This is a genomic window from Pseudomonas sp. FW306-02-D09B, from assembly GCF_058782685.1.
This window is the reverse complement of sequence record NZ_JBYSXY010000013.1, coordinates 1-19,377: the sequence shown is the minus strand read 5'-3', so window position 1 is coordinate 19,377 and position 19,377 is coordinate 1. Positions and strand designations below refer to the sequence as shown.

Here is a 19,377-nt window from a genome sequence, read left to right as displayed (position 1 = left end):
TCCTAGCCTAAAGGGGCTGAATCAGCCTTGTTTTTTGGTTACAGTTTCGACGATATGCGACGGAGCTGTATTGTATTTTTTGAATTCCATAGAGTAGCTTGCGCGACCCTGAGACATGGAACGGACGTCGGTCGCATAACCGAACATCTCACCCAACGGAACTTCAGCACGAATTACTTTGCCGGAGACCGTGTCTTCCATACCCAAGATCATGCCGCGACGACGGTTAAGGTCGCCCATCACGTCACCCATATAGTCTTCAGGCGTAACAACCTCTACCGCCATGATCGGCTCAAGCAATTCACCACCGCCCTTCTGGGCCAGTTGCTTGGTCGCCATGGAAGCAGCCACCTTAAACGCCATCTCGTTGGAGTCGACGTCGTGGTAGGAACCATCAAACACGGTAGCCTTCAGACCGATCAGCGGATAGCCGGCAACAACGCCGTTCTTCATCTGCTCTTCGATGCCCTTCTGGATAGCCGGGATGTATTCCTTAGGAACCACACCACCCACTACTTCGTTCAGGAATTGCAGACCTTCCTGACCTTCGTCAGCAGGAGCAAAACGGATCCAGCAATGACCGAACTGGCCACGACCGCCGGACTGACGAACGAACTTGCCTTCGATTTCACAGCTCTTCGTGATGCGCTCACGATAGGAAACCTGAGGCTTACCAATGTTGGCTTCGACGTTGAACTCACGGCGCATCCGGTCAACCAGGATGTCCAGGTGCAGCTCGCCCATGCCGGAGATGATCGTTTGACCAGTCTCTTCATCGGTTTTAACGCGGAAAGACGGGTCTTCCTGAGCCAGCTTGCCCAGAGCGATACCCATTTTTTCCTGGTCATCCTTGGTCTTAGGCTCAACGGCAACCGAAATAACCGGCTCCGGGAAGTCCATGCGAACCAGGATGATTGGCTTGTCAGCGTTGCACAAGGTTTCACCAGTGGTGACGTCCTTCATGCCGATCAAGGCCGCGATGTCGCCAGCGCGCACTTCCTTGATTTCTTCACGGGCGTTTGCGTGCATTTGCACCATACGACCCACGCGCTCTTTCTTGCCTTTAACCGAGTTGATCACACCGTCGCCGGAAGCCAACACGCCCGAGTAAACACGGACGAAGGTCAAGGTACCCACGAATGGGTCGGTAGCGATCTTGAACGCCAGAGCCGAGAACGGCTCGTCGTCGCTCGCATGACGCTCCATCTGCTTTTCCTCGTCATCCGGGTCAGTACCCTTGATGGCAGGAATATCGGTAGGAGCAGGCAGGTAGTCGATAACGGCGTCGAGAACCAGGGGAACACCCTTGTTCTTGAAGGAAGAACCGCAAACAGCCAGAACGATCTCACCAGCGATAGTACGCTGACGCAGAGCGGCCTTGATTTCCTCGATGGAGAGCTCTTCCCCTTCGAGGTACTTGTTCATCAGCTCTTCGCTGGCTTCAGCCGCAGCCTCAACCATGTTGCTACGCCACTCTTCAGCCAGCTCCTGCAGTTCAGCAGGGATAGCTTCGCGACGAGGCGTCATGCCCTTGTCAGCATCATTCCAGTAAACCGCTTCCATGGTCATCAGATCGATCTGACCCTGGAAGTTGTCTTCGGAACCGATAGCCAACTGGATTGGCACTGGAGTGTGACCCAGACGCTGCTTGATCTGAGCGATCACGCGCAGGAAGTTCGCACCAGCACGGTCCATCTTGTTCACGTAAACGATACGTGGAACACCGTACTTGTTGGCTTGACGCCATACGGTTTCGGACTGAGGCTCAACACCCGAAGTACCACAGAACACAACGACCGCGCCGTCGAGTACACGCAGGGAACGCTCAACTTCAATGGTGAAGTCTACGTGGCCCGGGGTGTCAATGACGTTGAAACGGTATTGGTCCTTGTGCTGCTTCGCAGAACCCTGCCAGAAGGCGGTGATAGCAGCAGAAGTAATGGTAATACCACGCTCCTGCTCCTGCACCATCCAGTCCGTGGTCGCGGCGCCGTCATGCACCTCGCCCATCTTGTGACTTTTGCCGGTGTAAAAAAGGACGCGCTCAGTGGTAGTGGTTTTACCAGCATCCACGTGAGCAACGATACCGATGTTACGGTAGCGGCTAATCGGAGTAGTACGAGCCATAAAGCCCTCGCAAAATTAGTGAAGCTAAAATTAGAAGCGGTAGTGCGAGAAAGCTTTGTTAGCTTCAGCCATACGGTGCACGTCTTCACGCTTCTTAACAGCAGCACCTTTACCTTCAGCAGCGTCCAACAGTTCGCCAGCCAAACGCAGAGCCATAGACTTCTCGCCACGCTTACGGGCGAAGTCTACCAACCAGCGCATTGCCAGAGCGTTACGACGGGACGGACGAACTTCGACCGGAACCTGGTAAGTAGCACCGCCTACACGGCGCGACTTCACTTCGACCAGCGGAGCGATGGCGTCGAGAGCTTTCTCGAAGATTTCCAGGGGATCGCTGTTCTTGCGTTCTTTAACCTTTTCCAGCGCGCCATAAACGATACGCTCGGCAACGGCTTTCTTGCCGCTTTCCATCACGTGGTTCATGAACTTGGCCAGGATTTGGCTTCCGTATTTTGGATCGTCAAGCACTTCGCGCTTGGCTGCTACGCGTCTTCTTGGCATGGATAAGCCCTCAAACGGTCTTCAGGTTCGCTCGGAATCGGTGCCCTTTCGGGACGCCTCCGACCTTACTCTTATCGACTCAGAAAATAGATAATTCAGTGTTTACAAAAAGCCGCTACTACTTAGGCTTCTTGGTACCGTACTTCGAACGACCCTGGTTACGACCTTTAACGCCGGAAGTATCCAAAGAACCGCGTACGGTGTGGTAACGAACACCTGGCAAGTCTTTTACACGACCGCCGCGGATCAGTACCACGCTGTGCTCTTGCAGGTTGTGGCCTTCACCGCCGATGTACGAGGAAACCTCGAAACCGTTGGTCAGACGCACACGGCATACTTTACGCAGTGCCGAGTTAGGTTTTTTCGGCGTGGTGGTATACACACGGGTGCATACGCCACGACGTTGCGGGCAGTTCTGCAGCGCAGGCACGTCGGATTTCTCGACGATACGCTTACGCGGCTGACGTACCAGCTGGTTGATAGTTGCCATCTACTAGCTCCACTGTTGTCTTGCGACGCTATTGTCTTGCAAGAAAAGCAAAATGGCAGGAACGAATTCCCGCCAAATTTAGGGGTACAAGAGTCTAAAGAGGATCTTGTCCCCAGTCAAGGCAAGGCCCCGACCTCCCCGCTCATCCAACCTCGACAAATTGTCTCGATTCGATGAACGGGGGCGCCAGGGCCCCACTCTTATTTATCGCAGAACTCAGTTACCGCTCGAGTTCAGCGCTTCGGTCAGTGCAGCTTCCACTTCACTGGCGCTTACGCGCAACGGTTTGTCAGCATCACGGCGGCGTTTGCGCTCGCTGTGATAAGCCAGACCGGTACCTGCCGGGATCAAACGACCCACGACCACGTTTTCTTTCAGGCCGCGCAGGTAATCGCGCTTGCCGGTTACCGCCGCTTCGGTCAGTACACGAGTGGTCTCTTGGAAAGAGGCCGCCGAGATGAACGATTCGGTGGACAACGACGCCTTGGTGATACCCAGCAGAACGCGAGTGAACTTGGAGACGAACTTGTCGTCTGCAGCCAAACGCTCGTTCTCTACCAGTACGTGAGTCAATTCCATCTGGTCGCCCTTGATGAAAGTGGAATCGCCAGATTCAGCGATTTCAACTTTACGCAGCATCTGACGCAGGATGGTCTCGATGTGCTTATCGTTGATCTTCACGCCTTGCAGACGGTAAACGTCCTGGATCTCGTTAACAATGTACTTGGCCAGCGCACTCACACCCAGCAGACGCAGGATGTCGTGTGGATCGCTCGGGCCGTCGGAGATAACTTCGCCGCGGTTTACCTGTTCGCCTTCGAAGACGTTCAGGTGACGCCACTTCGGAATCAGCTCTTCATACGGATCGCTACCGTCGTTCGGGGTAATGACCAGACGGCGCTTGCCTTTGGTCTCTTTACCGAACGCGATGGTGCCGCTGACTTCAGCCAGAATCGAGGCTTCTTTCGGACGACGGGCTTCGAACAAGTCGGCAACACGCGGCAGACCACCGGTGATGTCACGGGTCTTCGAAGTCTCTTGCGGAATACGAGCGATAACATCACCGATCGCGATTTTCGCACCGTCCGCCACACCCACCAGGGCGTTGGCAGGCAGGAAGTACTGAGCGATTACGTCAGTACCCGGCAGCAACAGATCCTTGCCGTTGTCATCAACCATCTTCACAGCAGGACGGATATCTTTGCCGGCAGCTGGACGGTCTTTGGCATCGAGTACTTCAATGTTGGTCATACCGGTCAATTCGTCGGTCTGACGCTTGATCGTGATGCCTTCTTCCATGCCCACGTAGGTCACGGTACCTTTCATTTCGGTAACGATTGGGTGAGTGTGCGGATCCCACTTGGCCACGATTGCGCCAGCGTCGACCTTGTCACCTTCTTTAACCGAGATCACAGCACCGTACGGCAGCTTGTAACGCTCGCGCTCACGACCGTAGTCATCAGCGATTGCCAGCTCACCGGAACGGGACACAGCAACCAGGCAACCATCCACTCGCTCAACGTGCTTCAGGTTGTGCAGACGGACGGTACCGCCATTCTTCACCTGAACACTATCGGCTGCAGAGGTCCGGCTTGCCGCACCACCGATGTGGAACGTACGCATTGTCAGCTGGGTACCCGGCTCACCGATCGACTGGGCAGCGATTACGCCGACAGCTTCACCGATGTTCACCTGGTGACCACGAGCCAGATCACGGCCGTAGCACTTGGCGCAAATACCATAACGGGTTTCGCAGCTGATCGGCGAACGTACGATCACTTCGTCGATGCTGTTCAGCTCGATGAATTCAACCCACTTCTCGTCTACCAGAGTGCCGGCAGGAACGATGATTTCCTCGGTACCCGGCTTGAATACGTCACGGGCGATAACACGACCCAATACGCGCTCACCCAACGGCTCTACAACGTCACCGCCTTCAATGTGCGGAGTCATCAGCAGACCGTGTTCGGTGCCGCAATCGATCTCGGTTACAACCAGATCCTGCGCCACATCTACCAGACGACGAGTCAGGTAACCGGAGTTCGCAGTTTTCAACGCGGTATCCGCCAGACCTTTACGAGCACCGTGAGTGGAGATGAAGTACTGAAGTACGCTCAAACCTTCACGGAAGTTCGCAGTAATCGGCGTTTCGATGATGGAACCGTCCGGCTTGGCCATCAGGCCACGCATACCGGCGAGCTGACGGATCTGCGCAGCAGAACCCCGTGCACCCGAGTCGGCCATCATGTACATCGAGTTGAAGGACTCTTGCTCGACTTCGACACCATGACGGTCGATGACTTTCTCTTTCGAGAGGTTGGCCATCATCGCCTTGGAAACTTCGTCGTTCGCCTTGGACCAAAGGTCGATCACTTTGTTGTACTTCTCGCCCTGGGTTACCAGGCCGGAGGCGTACTGACTTTCGATCTCTTTCACTTCGTCGGTGGCTGCACCGATGATGCGGGCTTTTTCATCCGGGATAACGAAGTCGTTAACACCGATGGAAACGCCGGAAATGGTCGAATAGGCAAAACCGGTGTACATCAACTGGTCAGCGAAGATCACGGTCTCTTTCAAACCAACCACGCGGTAGCACTGGTTGATCAGTTTGGAGATCGCCTTTTTCTTCATCGGCAGGTTGACGACGTCGTACGACAGACCTTTTGGCACAACCTGGAACAACAGCGCACGGCCGACAGTGGTGTCGACGATACGGGTGTTGGTCACGCTGCCGCCGTCACGGTCGTTGACGGTTTCGTTGATCCGCACTTTAACCTTGGCGTGCAGCGCGGCTTCGCCGGCACGGAACACACGGTCAACTTCTTGCAGATCCGCGAATACACGACCTTCGCCTTTGGCGTTGATCGCTTCACGAGTCATGTAGTACAGACCCAATACAACGTCCTGCGACGGAACGATGATTGGCTCACCGTTGGCTGGCGACAGAATGTTGTTGGTCGACATCATCAACGCGCGCGCTTCCAACTGGGCTTCCAGTGTCAGCGGTACGTGCACGGCCATTTGGTCGCCGTCGAAGTCGGCGTTGTACGCGGCGCAGACCAGCGGGTGCAGCTGGATAGCCTTACCTTCGATCAGAACCGGTTCAAATGCCTGGATACCCAGACGGTGAAGGGTCGGTGCACGGTTGAGAAGCACTGGGTGTTCGCGGATAACTTCAGCGAGAACGTCCCAAACTTCCGGCAGCTCGCGCTCAACCATCTTCTTGGCAGCTTTGATGGTGGTAGCGAGACCACGCATTTCCAGCTTGCCGAAAATGAACGGCTTGAACAGCTCGAGAGCCATTTTCTTCGGCAGACCGCATTGGTGCAGACGCAGGGTCGGACCTACGGTAATTACCGAACGACCGGAGTAGTCAACACGCTTACCGAGCAAGTTCTGACGGAAACGACCTTGTTTACCCTTGATCATGTCAGCCAGGGATTTCAGAGGACGCTTGTTGGAACCGGTGATAGCGCGGCCACGACGACCGTTATCGAGCAAGGCGTCGACAGCTTCCTGCAACATACGCTTTTCGTTGCGCACGATGATGTCCGGAGCGGACAGATCAAGCAGGCGCTTCAAGCGGTTGTTACGGTTGATCACTCGACGATACAGGTCGTTGAGGTCGGAAGTCGCGAAACGACCGCCATCCAATGGGACCAGTGGACGCAGATCTGGCGGCAGAACCGGCAGAACGGTCAGCACCATCCACTCTGGCAAGTTGCCGGAACCCTGGAAGGCTTCCATCAACTTCAGACGCTTGGACAGCTTCTTGATTTTGGTTTCGGAGTTGGTTTGCGGAATTTCTTCACGCAGACGGCCAATCTCGTGCTCCAGATCGATAGCGTGCAGCAGTTCACGGACAGCTTCGGCACCCATGCGGGCATCGAAATCGTCGCCGAACTCTTCCAGCGCTTCGAAGTACTGCTCGTCGTTGAGCAGCTGACCTTTTTCAAGGGTGGTCATGCCTGGATCGATAACGACATAGCTCTCGAAGTAGAGAACGCGTTCGATATCACGCAGGGTCATGTCCATCAGCAAGCCGATACGCGACGGCAGCGATTTCAGGAACCAGATGTGGGCAACTGGCGAGGCCAGTTCGATGTGCGCCATGCGCTCACGACGAACTTTTGCCAGCGCGACTTCAACGCCGCACTTCTCGCAGATCACACCACGGTGCTTCAAGCGCTTGTACTTACCGCACAGGCACTCGTAATCCTTTACCGGGCCAAAGATCTTGGCGCAGAACAGGCCGTCACGCTCAGGTTTGAACGTACGGTAGTTGATGGTTTCCGGCTTTTTAACTTCACCGAACGACCACGAACGGATCATCTCAGGCGATGCCAATCCGATACGGATGGCGTCGAACTCTTCGACTTGACCCTGGTTTTTCAGCAAATTCAGTAGGTCTTTCAAGGCCTTTCCTCCTGGCGGAGCAGAGAGCGAGCAATCCTGCCCCGCTCTCATTCGCGTCACGTGTTATTCGGTTTCCAGATCGATATCGATGCCGAGGGAACGAATTTCCTTGATCAACACGTTGAAGGACTCGGGCATGCCCGGCTCCATACGGTGATCGCCGTCCACGATGTTTTTGTACATCTTGGTCCGGCCGTTCACATCGTCCGACTTCACTGTGAGCATTTCTTGCAGAGTGTAAGCAGCACCGTATGCTTCCAGTGCCCAGACCTCCATCTCCCCGAAACGCTGACCACCGAACTGCGCCTTACCACCCAGCGGCTGCTGGGTAACCAGGCTGTACGAACCGGTAGAACGAGCGTGCATCTTGTCGTCTACCAAGTGGTTCAGCTTCAGCATGTACATGTAGCCAACGGTAACCGGGCGCTCGAACTTGTTGCCGGTACGGCCGTCAGTCAGCTGCATCTGGCCGCTTTCTGGCAGGTCTGCCAGTTTCAGCATGGCCTTGATTTCGCTTTCCTTGGCACCGTCGAACACCGGAGTGGCCATCGGTACGCCGCCGCGCAGGTTCTTCGCCAGATCCAGGATTTCCTGGTCGGAGAAGGTGTCCAGCTCTTCGTTGCGGCCGCCGATCTCGTTGTAGATCTCGTGCAGGAACTTGCGAAGGTCAGCAACCTTGCGCTGCTCTTCGATCATACGGTTGATCTTCTCGCCCAGACCTTTGGCCGCGAGGCCCAGGTGGGTTTCAAGGATCTGACCAACGTTCATACGCGAAGGTACGCCCAACGGGTTGAGGACAACGTCGACCGGGGTGCCATTGGCATCGTGCGGCATGTCTTCAACCGGCATGATCACAGAGACCACACCCTTGTTACCGTGACGACCGGCCATCTTGTCGCCCGGCTGGATGCGGCGACGGATTGCCAGGTAAACCTTGACGATTTTCAGCACGCCTGGAGCCAGGTCATCGCCCTGCTGCAGTTTGCGCTTCTTGTCTTCGAACTTGTCGTCCAGCAGACGGCGGCGATCAACGATGTAGGCCTGAGCCTTCTCGAGCTGCTCGTTCAGAGCATCTTCAGCCATGCGCAGTTTGAACCACTGGCCGTGCTCAAGACCGTCGAGAACTTCGTCGGTGATTTCCTGACCTTTCTTCAGACCGGCGCCGCCTTCGGCTTTATGGCCGACCAGAGCGGAACGCAGACGTTCGAAAGTAGCGCCTTCAACAATACGGAACTCTTCGTTCAGGTCCTTACGGATCTCGTCGAGTTGAGTCTTCTCGATCGACAGAGCACGAGCATCACGCTCTACGCCGTCACGGGTGAAGACCTGTACGTCGATGACAGTACCCTTGGTACCGGTAGGTACGCGCAGGGAAGTGTCTTTAACATCGCTGGCTTTTTCACCAAAGATCGCACGCAACAGCTTCTCTTCCGGAGTCAGTTGGGTCTCGCCTTTCGGAGTGACCTTACCAACCAGGATGTCGCCTGCGCCAACTTCAGCACCTACGTAAACGATACCGGCTTCGTCCAGCTTGTTCAGTGCAGCTTCACCCACGTTCGGGATGTCTGCAGTGATTTCCTCTGGCCCAAGCTTGGTGTCACGCGCCACACAGGTCAGTTCCTGAATGTGGATCGTGGTGAAACGGTCTTCCTGAACCACACGCTCGGACAGACAGATGGAGTCTTCGAAGTTGAAGCCGTTCCATGCCATGAACGCGATGCGCATGTTCTGACCCAGAGCCAGCTCACCCATGTCGGTGGACGGACCGTCAGCCATGATGTCGCTACGCTGAACCCTATCACCCTTGCTCACCAGCGGACGCTGGTTGATGCAGGTGTTCTGGTTGGAGCGGGTGTATTTGGTCAGGTTGTAGATATCGACACCAGCTTCGCCGGTTTCAACTTCATCATCAGCAACACGAACCACGATACGGCTGGCATCAACGGAATCGATCACGCCGCCACGACGAGCCACGACGCAAACGCCGGAGTCGCGAGCCACGTTACGCTCCATGCCGGTACCTACCAGCGGCTTGTCAGCGCGCAGGGTTGGTACAGCTTGACGCTGCATGTTCGAACCCATCAACGCACGGTTGGCGTCGTCGTGCTCGAGGAACGGGATCAGCGACGCAGCAACCGAAACTACCTGCTTCGGCGATACGTCCATCAAGGTGACGTCTTCCGGCGCCTTGACGGTGAACTCGTTCAAGTGACGAACAGCTACCAGCTCGTCGATCAGGACTTTCTTGTCGTTCATCGTGGCCGAAGCCTGAGCGATCACGTGATCAGCTTCTTCGATGGCGGACAGGAACACGATCTCGTCGGTGACCAGAGCGTCTTTCACCACACGGTACGGGCTCTCGAGGAAGCCGTACTGATTGGTGCGCGCATAGGCGGCCAGGGAGTTGATCAGACCGATGTTCGGACCTTCCGGTGTTTCAATCGGGCATACACGACCGTAGTGAGTCGGGTGTACGTCACGAACTTCAAAGCCGGCACGCTCACGCGTCAGACCGCCAGGGCCGAGTGCGGAGACACGACGCTTGTGGGTGATCTCGGACAGCGGGTTGTTCTGGTCCATGAACTGGGACAGCTGGCTCGAACCGAAGAACTCTTTCACCGCAGCAGCCACTGGCTTGGCGTTGATCAGGTCTTGCGGCATCAGGCCTTCGCTTTCAGCCATCGACAGACGCTCTTTGACCGCACGCTCAACACGTACCAAGCCAACGCGGAACTGGTTCTCGGCCATTTCGCCTACGCAGCGAACACGACGGTTACCCAGGTGGTCGATGTCATCGACGATGCCTTTACCGTTACGGATGTCGACCAGAGTCTTCAGTACCGCGACGATGTCTTCTTTGCACAACACGCCCGAACCTTCGATCTCGGTACGACCGATACGACGGTTGAACTTCATCCGGCCGACCGCAGACAGGTCATAGCGCTCAGGGCTGAAGAACAGGTTGTTGAACAGAGTCTCGGCAGCGTCTTTGGTTGGCGGCTCGCCAGGGCGCATCATGCGATAGATCTCGACCAGCGCTTCCAATTGGTTGCTGGTGGAGTCGATCTTCAGTGTGTCGGAGACGAACGGACCGCAGTCGATATCGTTGGTGTACAGAGTCTCGATGCGAACGACCTGAGCCTTGGCGATTTTCGCCAGGATCTCGGTGTTCAGCTCGGTGTTGCACTCTGCCAGGATTTCGCCGGTTGCCGGATGCACGATGACCTTGGCGGTAGTGCGACCCAGGACGTAGTCCAGAGGCACTTGCAGCTCTTTGATCCCGGCCTTTTCCAGCTGGTTGATGTGGCGAGCAGTGATACGGCGACCTTGCTCGACAATAACCTTGCCTTTGTCATCCAGGATATCCAGGACAGCAATTTCACCACGCAGGCGCTGAGGCACCAGTTCCAGGCTGAGGTTTTCACCTTGCACGTGGAAGACGTTGGTGGTGTAGAACGCGTCCAGCACTTCTTCAGTGGTATAGCCGAGCGCGCGCAGCAGTACCGATGCAGGCAGCTTGCGACGACGGTCGATACGCACGAATACGCAGTCTTTCGGGTCGAACTCGAAGTCCAGCCACGAACCGCGGTAAGGAATGATCCGCGCGGAGTACAGCAGTTTGCCGGAGCTGTGCGTCTTGCCACGGTCGTGGTCGAAGAACACGCCCGGGGAACGGTGCAGCTGGGAAACGATTACACGCTCGGTACCGTTGATTACGAAGGTACCGTTCTCAGTCATCAGGGGGATTTCACCCATGTAGACTTCTTGCTCTTTAATGTCCTTGATCGCTTTGTTCGACGATTCTTTGTCGAAAATGATCAGGCGCACTTTTACCCGCAAAGGTACGGCGTAAGTCACACCGCGCAATACGCATTCTTTGACATCAAATGCCGGTTCGCCCAGGCGATAACCGACGTACTCCAGCGCAGCATTGCCGGAGTAGCTGATGATCGGGAAAACGGATTTGAAGGCCGCATGCAGGCCCACGTCGCGGAACTGATCTTTAGTCGCTCCCGCTTGCAAGAATTCACGATACGAATCCAGCTGGATGGCCAGGAGGTACGGCACATCCATGACGTCCGGCAACTTGCTAAAGTCCTTGCGGATACGTTTTTTCTCAGTATATGAGTAAGCCATCAGCGTTCCCCAGCTTGGTCACCTGCTTGTTTGGCCCCTCCCGACGGGAGCAGCCAGAAAATCGTGCAAACCCCATGGTTTGCGCCACCGCATCGGGTGGTTACAGCTCGTTATCAGCACCGACCCAGTCGGCTGCCAATAACGGAAAAAGGCCGGTGGCAAGAGCCACCAGCCATCAGCCTTTCGCTTAACGCTCGGGCTGGAGACGCAAAGTCGAAGCTTACTTCAGCTCGACTTTAGCGCCTGCTTCTTCCAGAACTGCTTTGGCTTTGTCAGCTGCGTCTTTGGCAACAGCTTCCAGAACCATGGCAGGAGCGCCGTCAACTACAGCCTTGGCTTCTTTCAGGCCCAGACCGGTCAGTTCACGTACAGCCTTGATCACGTTAACTTTCTTCTCGCCAGCTTCGGTCAGCATGACGTTGAATTCGGTTTGCTCTTCAGCAACGGCAGCAGCAACAGCTGGACCAGCCGATGCAGCAGCAGCGGTAACGCCGAATTTTTCTTCGAAAGCTTTGATCAGTTCAACAACTTCCATTACGGACATGTTGCCAACGGCTTCAAGGATATCGTTTTGAGAGATAGACATGACTCTAATTCCTGAATTGGGGGACGGCCTACGCGACCATCGAAATAAACAAAAAACGCGAGAAGATGGCGAGCCTTAGGCTGCAGCAGCTTCTTTCTGGTCGCGAATTGCCGCCAGAGTACGAGCCAATTTGCTGGTAGCGCCTTGAATCACGCTCATCAGCTGAGAAATTGCTTCGTCACGGGTCGGCAGAGTTGCCAGTACGTCGATTTGGTTAGCTGCGAGGAACTTGCCCTCGAACGCAGCTGCCTTGATCTCGAACTTGTCCTGACCTTTTGCGAATTCCTTGAAGATACGAGCAGCAGCGCCCGGATGTTCTTTGGAGAATGCAATCAAGGTCGGGCCAGTGAACACGTCGTTGAGAACACTGTATTCAGTGTCAGCAACAGCGCGCTTGAGCAGGGTGTTACGTACAACACGTACGTAAACGCCGGCTTCACGAGCCTCTTTACGGAGTCCGGTCATAGCGCCTACTGTTACGCCACGGGCATCAGCCACGACAGCGGACAGAGCAGCTTTGGCAGCCTCGTTGACTTCAGCGACGATGGCCTTCTTGTCTTCGAGTTTAATTGCCACGGGTTTAACTCCTGCTTGTTACCGTTTCATCCAGCCGAGGCCGGATGTCGTTTTGGTGTCTGATTCGGTAAGGAACCGGGAGCACCATCTGCGTAGGCTTGAGGTTTAAGACTTGCGTCGCCTACGGTCTTGGATAGCCCCCGCCAGGCAGGGACCCCAATTTTTCAATTGACGCAATCACTTGCGCCAATCTGTGTCTTACGCGTCGAGCGAACCTTGGTCGATGACCAGACCTGGGCCCATAGTGGTGCTCAGGGTAACGCGCTTGACGTAAATACCTTTCGAGGAAGCTGGCTTGATACGCTTCAGATCAGCGATCAGGGCTTCAACGTTTTCCTTCAGCTTGACGGCATCAAAGCCGACTTTGCCAACGGAGGTGTGGATGATGCCGTTTTTGTCGGTGCGATAACGAACCTGACCAGCCTTTGCGTTTTTAACCGCGGTAGCTACGTCTGGAGTTACGGTGCCGACTTTAGGGTTAGGCATCAGGCCACGTGGACCGAGGATCTGACCCAACTGACCTACAACGCGCATTGCATCCGGGGAAGCAATAACTACGTCATAGTTCAGGTCGCCGCCTTTCATTTCGGCAGCCAGGTCGTCCATACCTACGCGATCAGCGCCGGCGGCCAGAGCAGCTTCAGCTGCTGGGCCCTGGGTGAACACAGCAACGCGAACGGTCTTGCCAGTGCCGTGTGGCAGCACAGTAGCGCTACGAACAACCTGGTCAGATTTACGCGGGTCAACACCCAGGTTCACAGCAACGTCGAACGACTCGCTGAACTTGACAGTCGACAGCTCAGCCAGCAGAGCAGCGGCGTCTACAAAGTTGTAGGCCTTGCCCGCTTCGATTTTGCCGGCGATAGCCTTTTGGCGCTTGGTCAGCTTAGCCATTACACACCCTCCACGTTAAGGCCCATGCTACGAGCAGAACCGGCGATAGTACGCACGGCTGCTTCCATATCAGCTGCAGTCAGATCCGCGTTTTTGGTTTTCGCGATTTCTTCCAGCTGAGCACGAGTTACAGTGCCAACCTTAACGGTGTTTGGACGAGCGGAACCGCTAGTCAAACCAGCAGCCTTCTTCAGCAGAACCGAAGCCGGGGTGCTTTTAGTTTCGAAAGTGAAGCTACGGTCGCTGTAGACAGTGATGATCACTGGAGTCGGCAGACCTGGCTCAATACCCTGAGTACGGGCGTTGAAAGCCTTGCAGAATTCCATGATGTTCACGCCGTGCTGACCCAGAGCAGGACCAACAGGTGGACTTGGGTTAGCCTGAGCGGCCTTCACTTGCAGCTTGATGTAAGCGGTAATCTTCTTGGCCATGAGGCACTCCAATTACGGGTTCGAACGCCTCGAGAGGCTCCCCGGTTACTTGCGCGTTTATCCCAGTGACGACAAAACCCCACAGCCTAGGGCTGCGGGGTTGGGATGCTTGTTCGGCTAGACCTTTTCGACCTGGCTGAACTCTAGCTCTACCGGAGTAGAGCGACCGAAAATGAGCACTGCGACTTGGATCCGGCTCTTTTCGTAGTTAACTTCTTCGACCGTGCCATTAAAATCAGCGAACGGACCGTCAGTAACACGAACCACTTCGCCCGGCTCGAACAGAGTCTTGGGCTTCGGCTTGTCGCTACCATCAGCAACACGACGCAGAATTGCTTCTGCCTCTTTGTCAGTAATAGGTGCAGGTTTATCAGCGGTACCACCGATGAAGCCCATCACCCGAGGAGTATCCTTGACCAAGTGCCAAGTACCCTCATTCATATCCATCTGAACCAGCACGTAACCTGGGAAGAATTTACGCTCGCTTTTGCGCTTCTGGCCATTACGCATTTCAACCACTTCTTCAGTGGGAACCAGAATTTCGCCGAAGCCATCTTCCATGCCAGCCAGCTTTACGCGCTCGATCAACGAGCGCATGACATGCTTCTCGTAACCCGAGTAAGCATGCACAACGTACCAACGCTTAGCCACGGGACACCCTTAGCCAACAATCAAGGAAACAAGCCAGCCGAGCAGGGAATCAAGCCCCCACAACAGCAACGCCATAACCAGAACAACAGCCACCACAATCAGGGTGGTCTGCGTGGTTTCTTGGCGAGTTGGCCACACGACTTTACGAATCTCGGTGCGAGCTTCCTTAACCAGTACAAAGAAAGACTTGCCCTTGACGGTCTGCAGGCCTACAAAGGCAGCTACAGCAGCAATAACAAGCAAAGCGAGTACACGGTACAGGATCGGCGCAGCATGGTAATACTGATTGCCGACAACGCCAACAACCACCAAAGCGACTACTACTAGCCACTTGAGCAGATCGAAGCGAGAGCCTTGAGCTTCAGCTTTAGGAGTCATCTATGAAGATCCTGTGAAAAGAAAGCCAGACACACTGAGTGAATCTGGCAGGTCAGGAGGGAATCGAACCCCCAACCTACGGTTTTGGAGACCGTCGCTCTGCCAATTGAGCTACTGACCTAAAACAAAATTAGGCCGACCATTATGCCGGCCTAAAAAAGACATTACAACAACTTACTCGATGACTTTGGCTACGACACCAGCGCCGACGGTACGACCGCCTTCACGGATAGCGAAACGCAGACCATCTTCCATCGCGATGGTTTTGATCAGGGTAACAGTCATCTGAATGTTGTCACCTGGCATCACCATCTCAACACCTTCTGGCAGCTCGCAGTTACCAGTCACGTCAGTCGTACGGAAGTAGAACTGCGGACGGTAGCCTTTGAAGAACGGAGTATGACGACCGCCTTCTTCCTTGCTCAGAACATAAACTTCTGCAGTGAACTTGGTGTGCGGCTTAACCGAACCCGGCTTGACCAGCACCTGACCACGCTCAACGTCATCGCGCTTGGTACCACGCAGCAGCACGCCGCAGTTCTCGCCAGCACGACCTTCATCGAGCAGCTTGCGGAACATTTCAACACCAGTACAGGTAGTAGTGGTGGTATCACGCAGACCAACGATTTCCAGCGCATCCTGAACGCGAACGATACCACGCTCGATACGACCAGTCACAACAGTACCGCGACCCGAAATCGAGAATACATCTTCGATTGGCATCAGGAACGGCTTGTCGATAGCACGCTCAGGCTCTGGAATATAGCTATCCAGAGTCTCAACCAATTTCTTGACAGCAGTGGTACCCATCTCGTTTTCATCATTACCTTCCAGCGCCATACGCGCGGAACCGATGATGATTGGAGTGTCGTCACCCGGGAAGTCGTAAGTGCTCAGCAGATCGCGCACTTCCATCTCAACCAGCTCCAGCAGCTCCGCGTCGTCCACCAGGTCAGCCTTATTCAGGAAAACCACGATGTACGGAACGCCTACCTGACGAGACAACAGGATGTGCTCACGAGTTTGCGGCATCGGACCATCAGCGGCCGAGCAAACCAGGATAGCGCCATCCATTTGAGCAGCACCGGTAATCATGTTCTTCACGTAGTCAGCGTGACCCGGGCAGTCAACGTGTGCGTAGTGACGCACGGCCGAATCATACTCAACGTGAGCAGTGTTAATGGTGATGCCACGAGCTTTTTCTTCTGGGGCGCTATCGATCTTGTCGAAGTCAACCTTAGCCGAACCGAAAACTTCGGAACAGACACGAGTCAGAGCGGCAGTCAGAGTAGTTTTACCGTGGTCGACGTGACCAATGGTACCTACGTTGACGTGCGGCTTATTACGTTCGAACTTTTCCTTAGCCATCGAAATCACCCCTAGGAGAAGAATTAAGCAAGTCACACTAGCCATTAAAACAAAGGCAGATATTTTCATATCTGCCTTGTTATATGGAGCTCTTGAGCGGATTTGAACCGCTGACCTCACCCTTACCAAGGGTGTGCTCTACCAACTGAGCTACAAGAGCGAAACACTTTGCACAACCTGCAAACTTGGAGCGGGTAGCGGGAATCGAACCCGCATCATCAGCTTGGAAGGCTGAGGTTCTACCACTAAACTATACCCGCGTAAGCTTGCAGCTCACGCTAAAAATGGTGGAGGGGGAAGGATTCGAACCTTCGAAGTCGTAGACGTCAGATTTACAGTCTGATCCCTTTGGCCGCTCGGGAACCCCTCCTAAGCGAGCCGGCATTCTACATCATGCCAGCCTTCTGTCAAGCATTTTCTCATTAAAAACCTGAGGTTAGCTGCGTTGACCTCGCTTCACACTGTTGACCGCTAAAGGTCTTCACTGCGAAGCGGGCGCCATTCTATGCAACCTATTCAGCAGTTGCAACCCCCTCGCACGGCATTATTTTATGTTTTAACTCATTGAATTCTTTAGCAAGGTTCTGCAGCACGGAATCATCAGCCAAACGCCGGCTCTCTGGAGCTACGCGCATCCAATATCCAACAGAATCAGGAAGAGAAACCGATAGCTGCTGAACCTTGATGTCGAGAGCGGCCAATCGCTGTTCAAGCGTCTTCGCCGTTTCCTGACGAGCAAAACCACCCAGATAAAGACAACTGTTATCCGCCTGCGCAAATTTACCCTTGTCACGCGCAGCTACTGCATCAGGCGTTTCACTCAACAGGCGAATGTCCTGCTGCGAACCTTTATACAAACTCAACGGAGTGACGTCCTTCGCACGTAAGGGCGCCTCCTGCTGATGCCAAACGTAATAAAAGACATTCAGGACCATCAACAACAGAAACAACCAACGCATAAAAACCTCAGGACAATGGGCACGCCATGGCCAAACCCACAAATACGAGATCTGGTACTACCCGCGCTTCTGGCACAACTCCAGAAACCAGGCCTGCATCACCACCAGTGAGGAACACCGAGAACTCCTGCCCCCAATAGCTGTGTGCCAACTCTAGCTGCGTCAGGACGAACCCTCTCAACATCAATGAACAGCCACGCTCGACGGCCTCCACCGTATTTCGCCCTGGCTCAAAGCTCTCGAGCGCCCTGGATGCCGCGATATCGTCATAGCGAATCCGTCGGGTATGGGTGCGCAACTGGTTACGCATCAAGGGCATTCCGGGACAAATGAACCCTCCCAGGTGCTCGCCATCCGCCGCAATAAAATCTGCGGTAAGCGCAGTACCAAAATCGAGAACCAGACAAGCCCCCGAGGCAAGATGAAATGCGCCAAGCATCGCAAGCCAGCGATCAAGCCCCAGCCGCTTATAATCCTCGTAACCGTTGCGAACTCCAGACATTTCACGAGCCGGCGCTGCACAGGACACCGTTACACCGAATGCCTCGACCAGCAAGGAAACTAGCGCAGCGGTCTCTTCATTGGTTCTTACGCTTACCAGCCGACAATGCTTGAGATTCAAACCATCACAGCCGCGCAAACTTTCCAACAAAGCCAGGTCCGAGTCGACAACCCCCTCAGCAACCAACCGCGCCGCATCTGCGTGCAACACACGCCATTTGATAAAGCTATTCCCGCAGTCGAGCTCAAGAATCATTGCGCAACCTCAGACTTAGCTCACCACCACTAAACACTTTTTCTACGCCACCCACGCTCAAACGCAATGCACCCTGACCATCAATCCCTATCACCTCACCATCAATCCGACTCACTCCAGCAATCAGCGAAACCGCACGCCCCTGCCATAGGTGGCTTTGCTCCCACTCGGCCCGAAGCGCTGAAAACCCCGCCGACTGATGACGACTCAGGTACCCCCGGAGAACAATCCCCAAATGCGCCACTAGAAGATTACGATCGAACGCCCTACCTGCTTCGAGACGCATAGAGGTCCACTGCTGATCGACCTCATCAGCGATCTGCATATTTACATTGATTCCTACACCCAGAACGACATGACACACATCCGCAGGATCCCCAACCAACTCCAACAATATGCCAGCGATTTTCTTCTCACCCACCAGGACATCGTTAGGCCACTTCAAACCAGCGCCGGCAATGCCCAGATCGCGCAGTGTTTGCATCACGGCAAGGCCGACGACCAGGCTAAGCCCCTCAAGCTGGCGCATGCCACCATCGATTCGCAGCACGAGGCTATAGTAGACATTTTCGGCAAGCGGGCTCACCCACTTGCGGCCGCGTCGGCCGCGACCGGCAGTTTGTCGCTCTGCAAGCACAAGAAATGGCGCAGCCATACCGCGCTCTATAGAGCGCAAAGCTTCAGCGTTAGTGGAATCAATCGAATCAAAGACCAGTACGGGCCAATCGCAAGCAGGCGAATGCTCAGCGATCTCCGCGGAGTTGAGCAGAGTCAACGGCGCACTCAATTGATAACCACGGCCACGCACCTTGTGAATAGAAAGACCCAACTCAGCCTCAAGGTGCTGGAGTTGCTTCCACACAGCGCTGCGACTAATACCTAGAGCGGCGCCCAGCGCTTGGCCGGAGTGGAAACGACCGTCCTTCAGGAGCTTTAACAACGTCAGCATGCAAGTATCGCCTCACAATGAGGCCCGCATGATAGCCATGCCCCGAGCCGTTGCATAGAAATCGTAAGATTCCGGAATCAACTTTCTCGCAGGCAAAACAAAACCCCAACTGCTTTCGCAATTGGGGTTTCGGAATTTAATCTTGACGATGACCTAC

At 54.8% G+C, this 19,377-nt stretch carries 15 protein-coding genes and 4 tRNA genes; all 19 read right to left on the bottom strand.

The features are described from left to right. Positions 1 to 21: 21 nt before the first annotated feature. Positions 22 to 2,127, bottom strand: a complete 2,106-nt coding sequence (gene fusA / locus AC3WK5_RS20530; RefSeq protein WP_019693879.1) for an elongation factor G — start codon at positions 2,125 to 2,127, stop codon at positions 22 to 24. Positions 2,128 to 2,157: 30 nt separating this feature from the next. Further along, the gene (gene rpsG, locus AC3WK5_RS20525; RefSeq protein WP_002555493.1) at positions 2,158 to 2,628 is read right to left on the bottom strand and encodes a 30S ribosomal protein S7; all 471 of its coding nucleotides are present in this window, start codon (positions 2,626 to 2,628) and stop codon (positions 2,158 to 2,160) included. Between the two features lie 118 nt (positions 2,629 to 2,746). Further along, positions 2,747 to 3,118, bottom strand: coding sequence for a 30S ribosomal protein S12 (rpsL, locus tag AC3WK5_RS20520; RefSeq protein ID WP_002555494.1), 372 nt, complete (start codon positions 3,116 to 3,118; stop codon positions 2,747 to 2,749). Between the two features lie 216 nt (positions 3,119 to 3,334). Then, positions 3,335 to 7,534 (bottom strand): DNA-directed RNA polymerase subunit beta', encoded by a 4,200-nt coding sequence (rpoC, locus tag AC3WK5_RS20515; RefSeq protein ID WP_054594278.1) that lies wholly within the window; start codon positions 7,532 to 7,534, stop codon positions 3,335 to 3,337. 63 nt (positions 7,535 to 7,597) lie between these two features. Continuing rightward, a complete protein-coding gene (rpoB, locus tag AC3WK5_RS20510; RefSeq protein WP_054594279.1) occupies positions 7,598 to 11,671 on the bottom strand; it encodes a DNA-directed RNA polymerase subunit beta in 4,074 nt (1,357 codons plus the stop codon). 220 nt (positions 11,672 to 11,891) lie between these two features. Continuing rightward, the gene (rplL, locus tag AC3WK5_RS20505) at positions 11,892 to 12,257 is read right to left on the bottom strand and encodes a 50S ribosomal protein L7/L12 (RefSeq protein WP_003206098.1); all 366 of its coding nucleotides are present in this window, start codon (positions 12,255 to 12,257) and stop codon (positions 11,892 to 11,894) included. A gap of 75 nt (positions 12,258 to 12,332) precedes the next feature. Next, on the bottom strand, positions 12,333 to 12,833 hold the full coding sequence (gene rplJ / locus AC3WK5_RS20500; protein WP_019693882.1) for a 50S ribosomal protein L10: 501 nt from the start codon (positions 12,831 to 12,833) through the stop codon (positions 12,333 to 12,335). Between the two features lie 198 nt (positions 12,834 to 13,031). Further along, entirely contained in the window at positions 13,032 to 13,727 is a 696-nt protein-coding gene (gene rplA / locus AC3WK5_RS20495) for a 50S ribosomal protein L1 (protein ID WP_019693883.1), read from the bottom strand. Continuing rightward, positions 13,727 to 14,158, bottom strand: a complete 432-nt coding sequence (gene rplK, locus AC3WK5_RS20490; RefSeq protein ID WP_008008888.1) for a 50S ribosomal protein L11 — start codon at positions 14,156 to 14,158, stop codon at positions 13,727 to 13,729. The genes rplA and rplK overlap by 1 nt, the downstream gene beginning before the upstream one ends. A 117-nt stretch (positions 14,159 to 14,275) precedes the next feature. Next, a complete protein-coding gene (gene nusG / locus AC3WK5_RS20485; RefSeq protein WP_010443972.1) occupies positions 14,276 to 14,809 on the bottom strand; it encodes a transcription termination/antitermination protein NusG in 534 nt (177 codons plus the stop codon). Positions 14,810 to 14,818: 9 nt separating this feature from the next. Further along, entirely contained in the window at positions 14,819 to 15,187 is a 369-nt protein-coding gene (gene secE, locus AC3WK5_RS20480) for a preprotein translocase subunit SecE (protein ID WP_019693884.1), read from the bottom strand. A gap of 45 nt (positions 15,188 to 15,232) precedes the next feature. Next, positions 15,233 to 15,308 (bottom strand) — tRNA-Trp (locus AC3WK5_RS20475). 53 nt (positions 15,309 to 15,361) lie between these two features. Then, complete coding sequence (gene tuf / locus AC3WK5_RS20470) at positions 15,362 to 16,555, bottom strand: elongation factor Tu (protein WP_103318372.1); 1,194 nt, start codon at positions 16,553 to 16,555, stop codon at positions 15,362 to 15,364. Positions 16,556 to 16,639: 84 nt separating this feature from the next. Continuing rightward, a tRNA-Thr gene (locus tag AC3WK5_RS20465) sits at positions 16,640 to 16,715 on the bottom strand. A 26-nt stretch (positions 16,716 to 16,741) separates the two neighbouring features. Next, positions 16,742 to 16,815 (bottom strand) — tRNA-Gly (locus AC3WK5_RS20460). A 25-nt stretch (positions 16,816 to 16,840) separates the two neighbouring features. Further along, positions 16,841 to 16,925: transfer RNA gene (locus AC3WK5_RS20455), tRNA-Tyr, on the bottom strand. Positions 16,926 to 17,067: 142 nt separating this feature from the next. Then, complete coding sequence (locus AC3WK5_RS20450) at positions 17,068 to 17,514, bottom strand: hypothetical protein (protein WP_054594281.1); 447 nt, start codon at positions 17,512 to 17,514, stop codon at positions 17,068 to 17,070. Positions 17,515 to 17,521: 7 nt separating this feature from the next. After that, positions 17,522 to 18,271 (bottom strand): pantothenate kinase, encoded by a 750-nt coding sequence (locus AC3WK5_RS20445; protein WP_103318373.1) that lies wholly within the window; start codon positions 18,269 to 18,271, stop codon positions 17,522 to 17,524. After that, entirely contained in the window at positions 18,261 to 19,220 is a 960-nt protein-coding gene (gene birA / locus AC3WK5_RS20440; protein ID WP_103318375.1) for a bifunctional biotin--[acetyl-CoA-carboxylase] ligase/biotin operon repressor BirA, read from the bottom strand. Before birA ends, AC3WK5_RS20445 begins: the two co-directional genes overlap by 11 nt. Between the last annotated feature and the right edge of the window lie 157 nt (positions 19,221 to 19,377).

Bases quoted from the DNA above. Each gene is read 5' to 3' on its own strand.
- fusA (WP_019693879.1), bottom strand. From the start codon at position 2,127: ATGGCTCGTACTACTCCGATTAGCCGCTACCGTAACATCGGTATCGTT.
- rpsG (WP_002555493.1), bottom strand. From the start codon at position 2,628: ATGCCAAGAAGACGCGTAGCAGCCAAGCGCGAAGTGCTTGACGATCCA.
- rpsL (WP_002555494.1), bottom strand. From the start codon at position 3,118: ATGGCAACTATCAACCAGCTGGTACGTCAGCCGCGTAAGCGTATCGTC.
- rpoB (WP_054594279.1), bottom strand. From the start codon at position 11,671: ATGGCTTACTCATATACTGAGAAAAAACGTATCCGCAAGGACTTTAGC.
- rplL (WP_003206098.1), bottom strand. From the start codon at position 12,257: ATGTCTATCTCTCAAAACGATATCCTTGAAGCCGTTGGCAACATGTCC.
- rplA (WP_019693883.1), bottom strand. From the start codon at position 13,727: ATGGCTAAGCTGACCAAGCGCCAAAAGGCTATCGCCGGCAAAATCGAA.
- rplK (WP_008008888.1), bottom strand. From the start codon at position 14,158: ATGGCCAAGAAGATTACCGCTTACATCAAGCTGCAAGTGAAGGCCGCT.
- secE (WP_019693884.1), bottom strand. From the start codon at position 15,187: ATGACTCCTAAAGCTGAAGCTCAAGGCTCTCGCTTCGATCTGCTCAAG.
- tuf (WP_103318372.1), bottom strand. From the start codon at position 16,555: ATGGCTAAGGAAAAGTTCGAACGTAATAAGCCGCACGTCAACGTAGGT.
- AC3WK5_RS20450 (WP_054594281.1), bottom strand. From the start codon at position 17,514: ATGCGTTGGTTGTTTCTGTTGTTGATGGTCCTGAATGTCTTTTATTAC.
- AC3WK5_RS20445 (WP_103318373.1), bottom strand. From the start codon at position 18,271: ATGATTCTTGAGCTCGACTGCGGGAATAGCTTTATCAAATGGCGTGTG.
- birA (WP_103318375.1), bottom strand. From the start codon at position 19,220: ATGCTGACGTTGTTAAAGCTCCTGAAGGACGGTCGTTTCCACTCCGGC.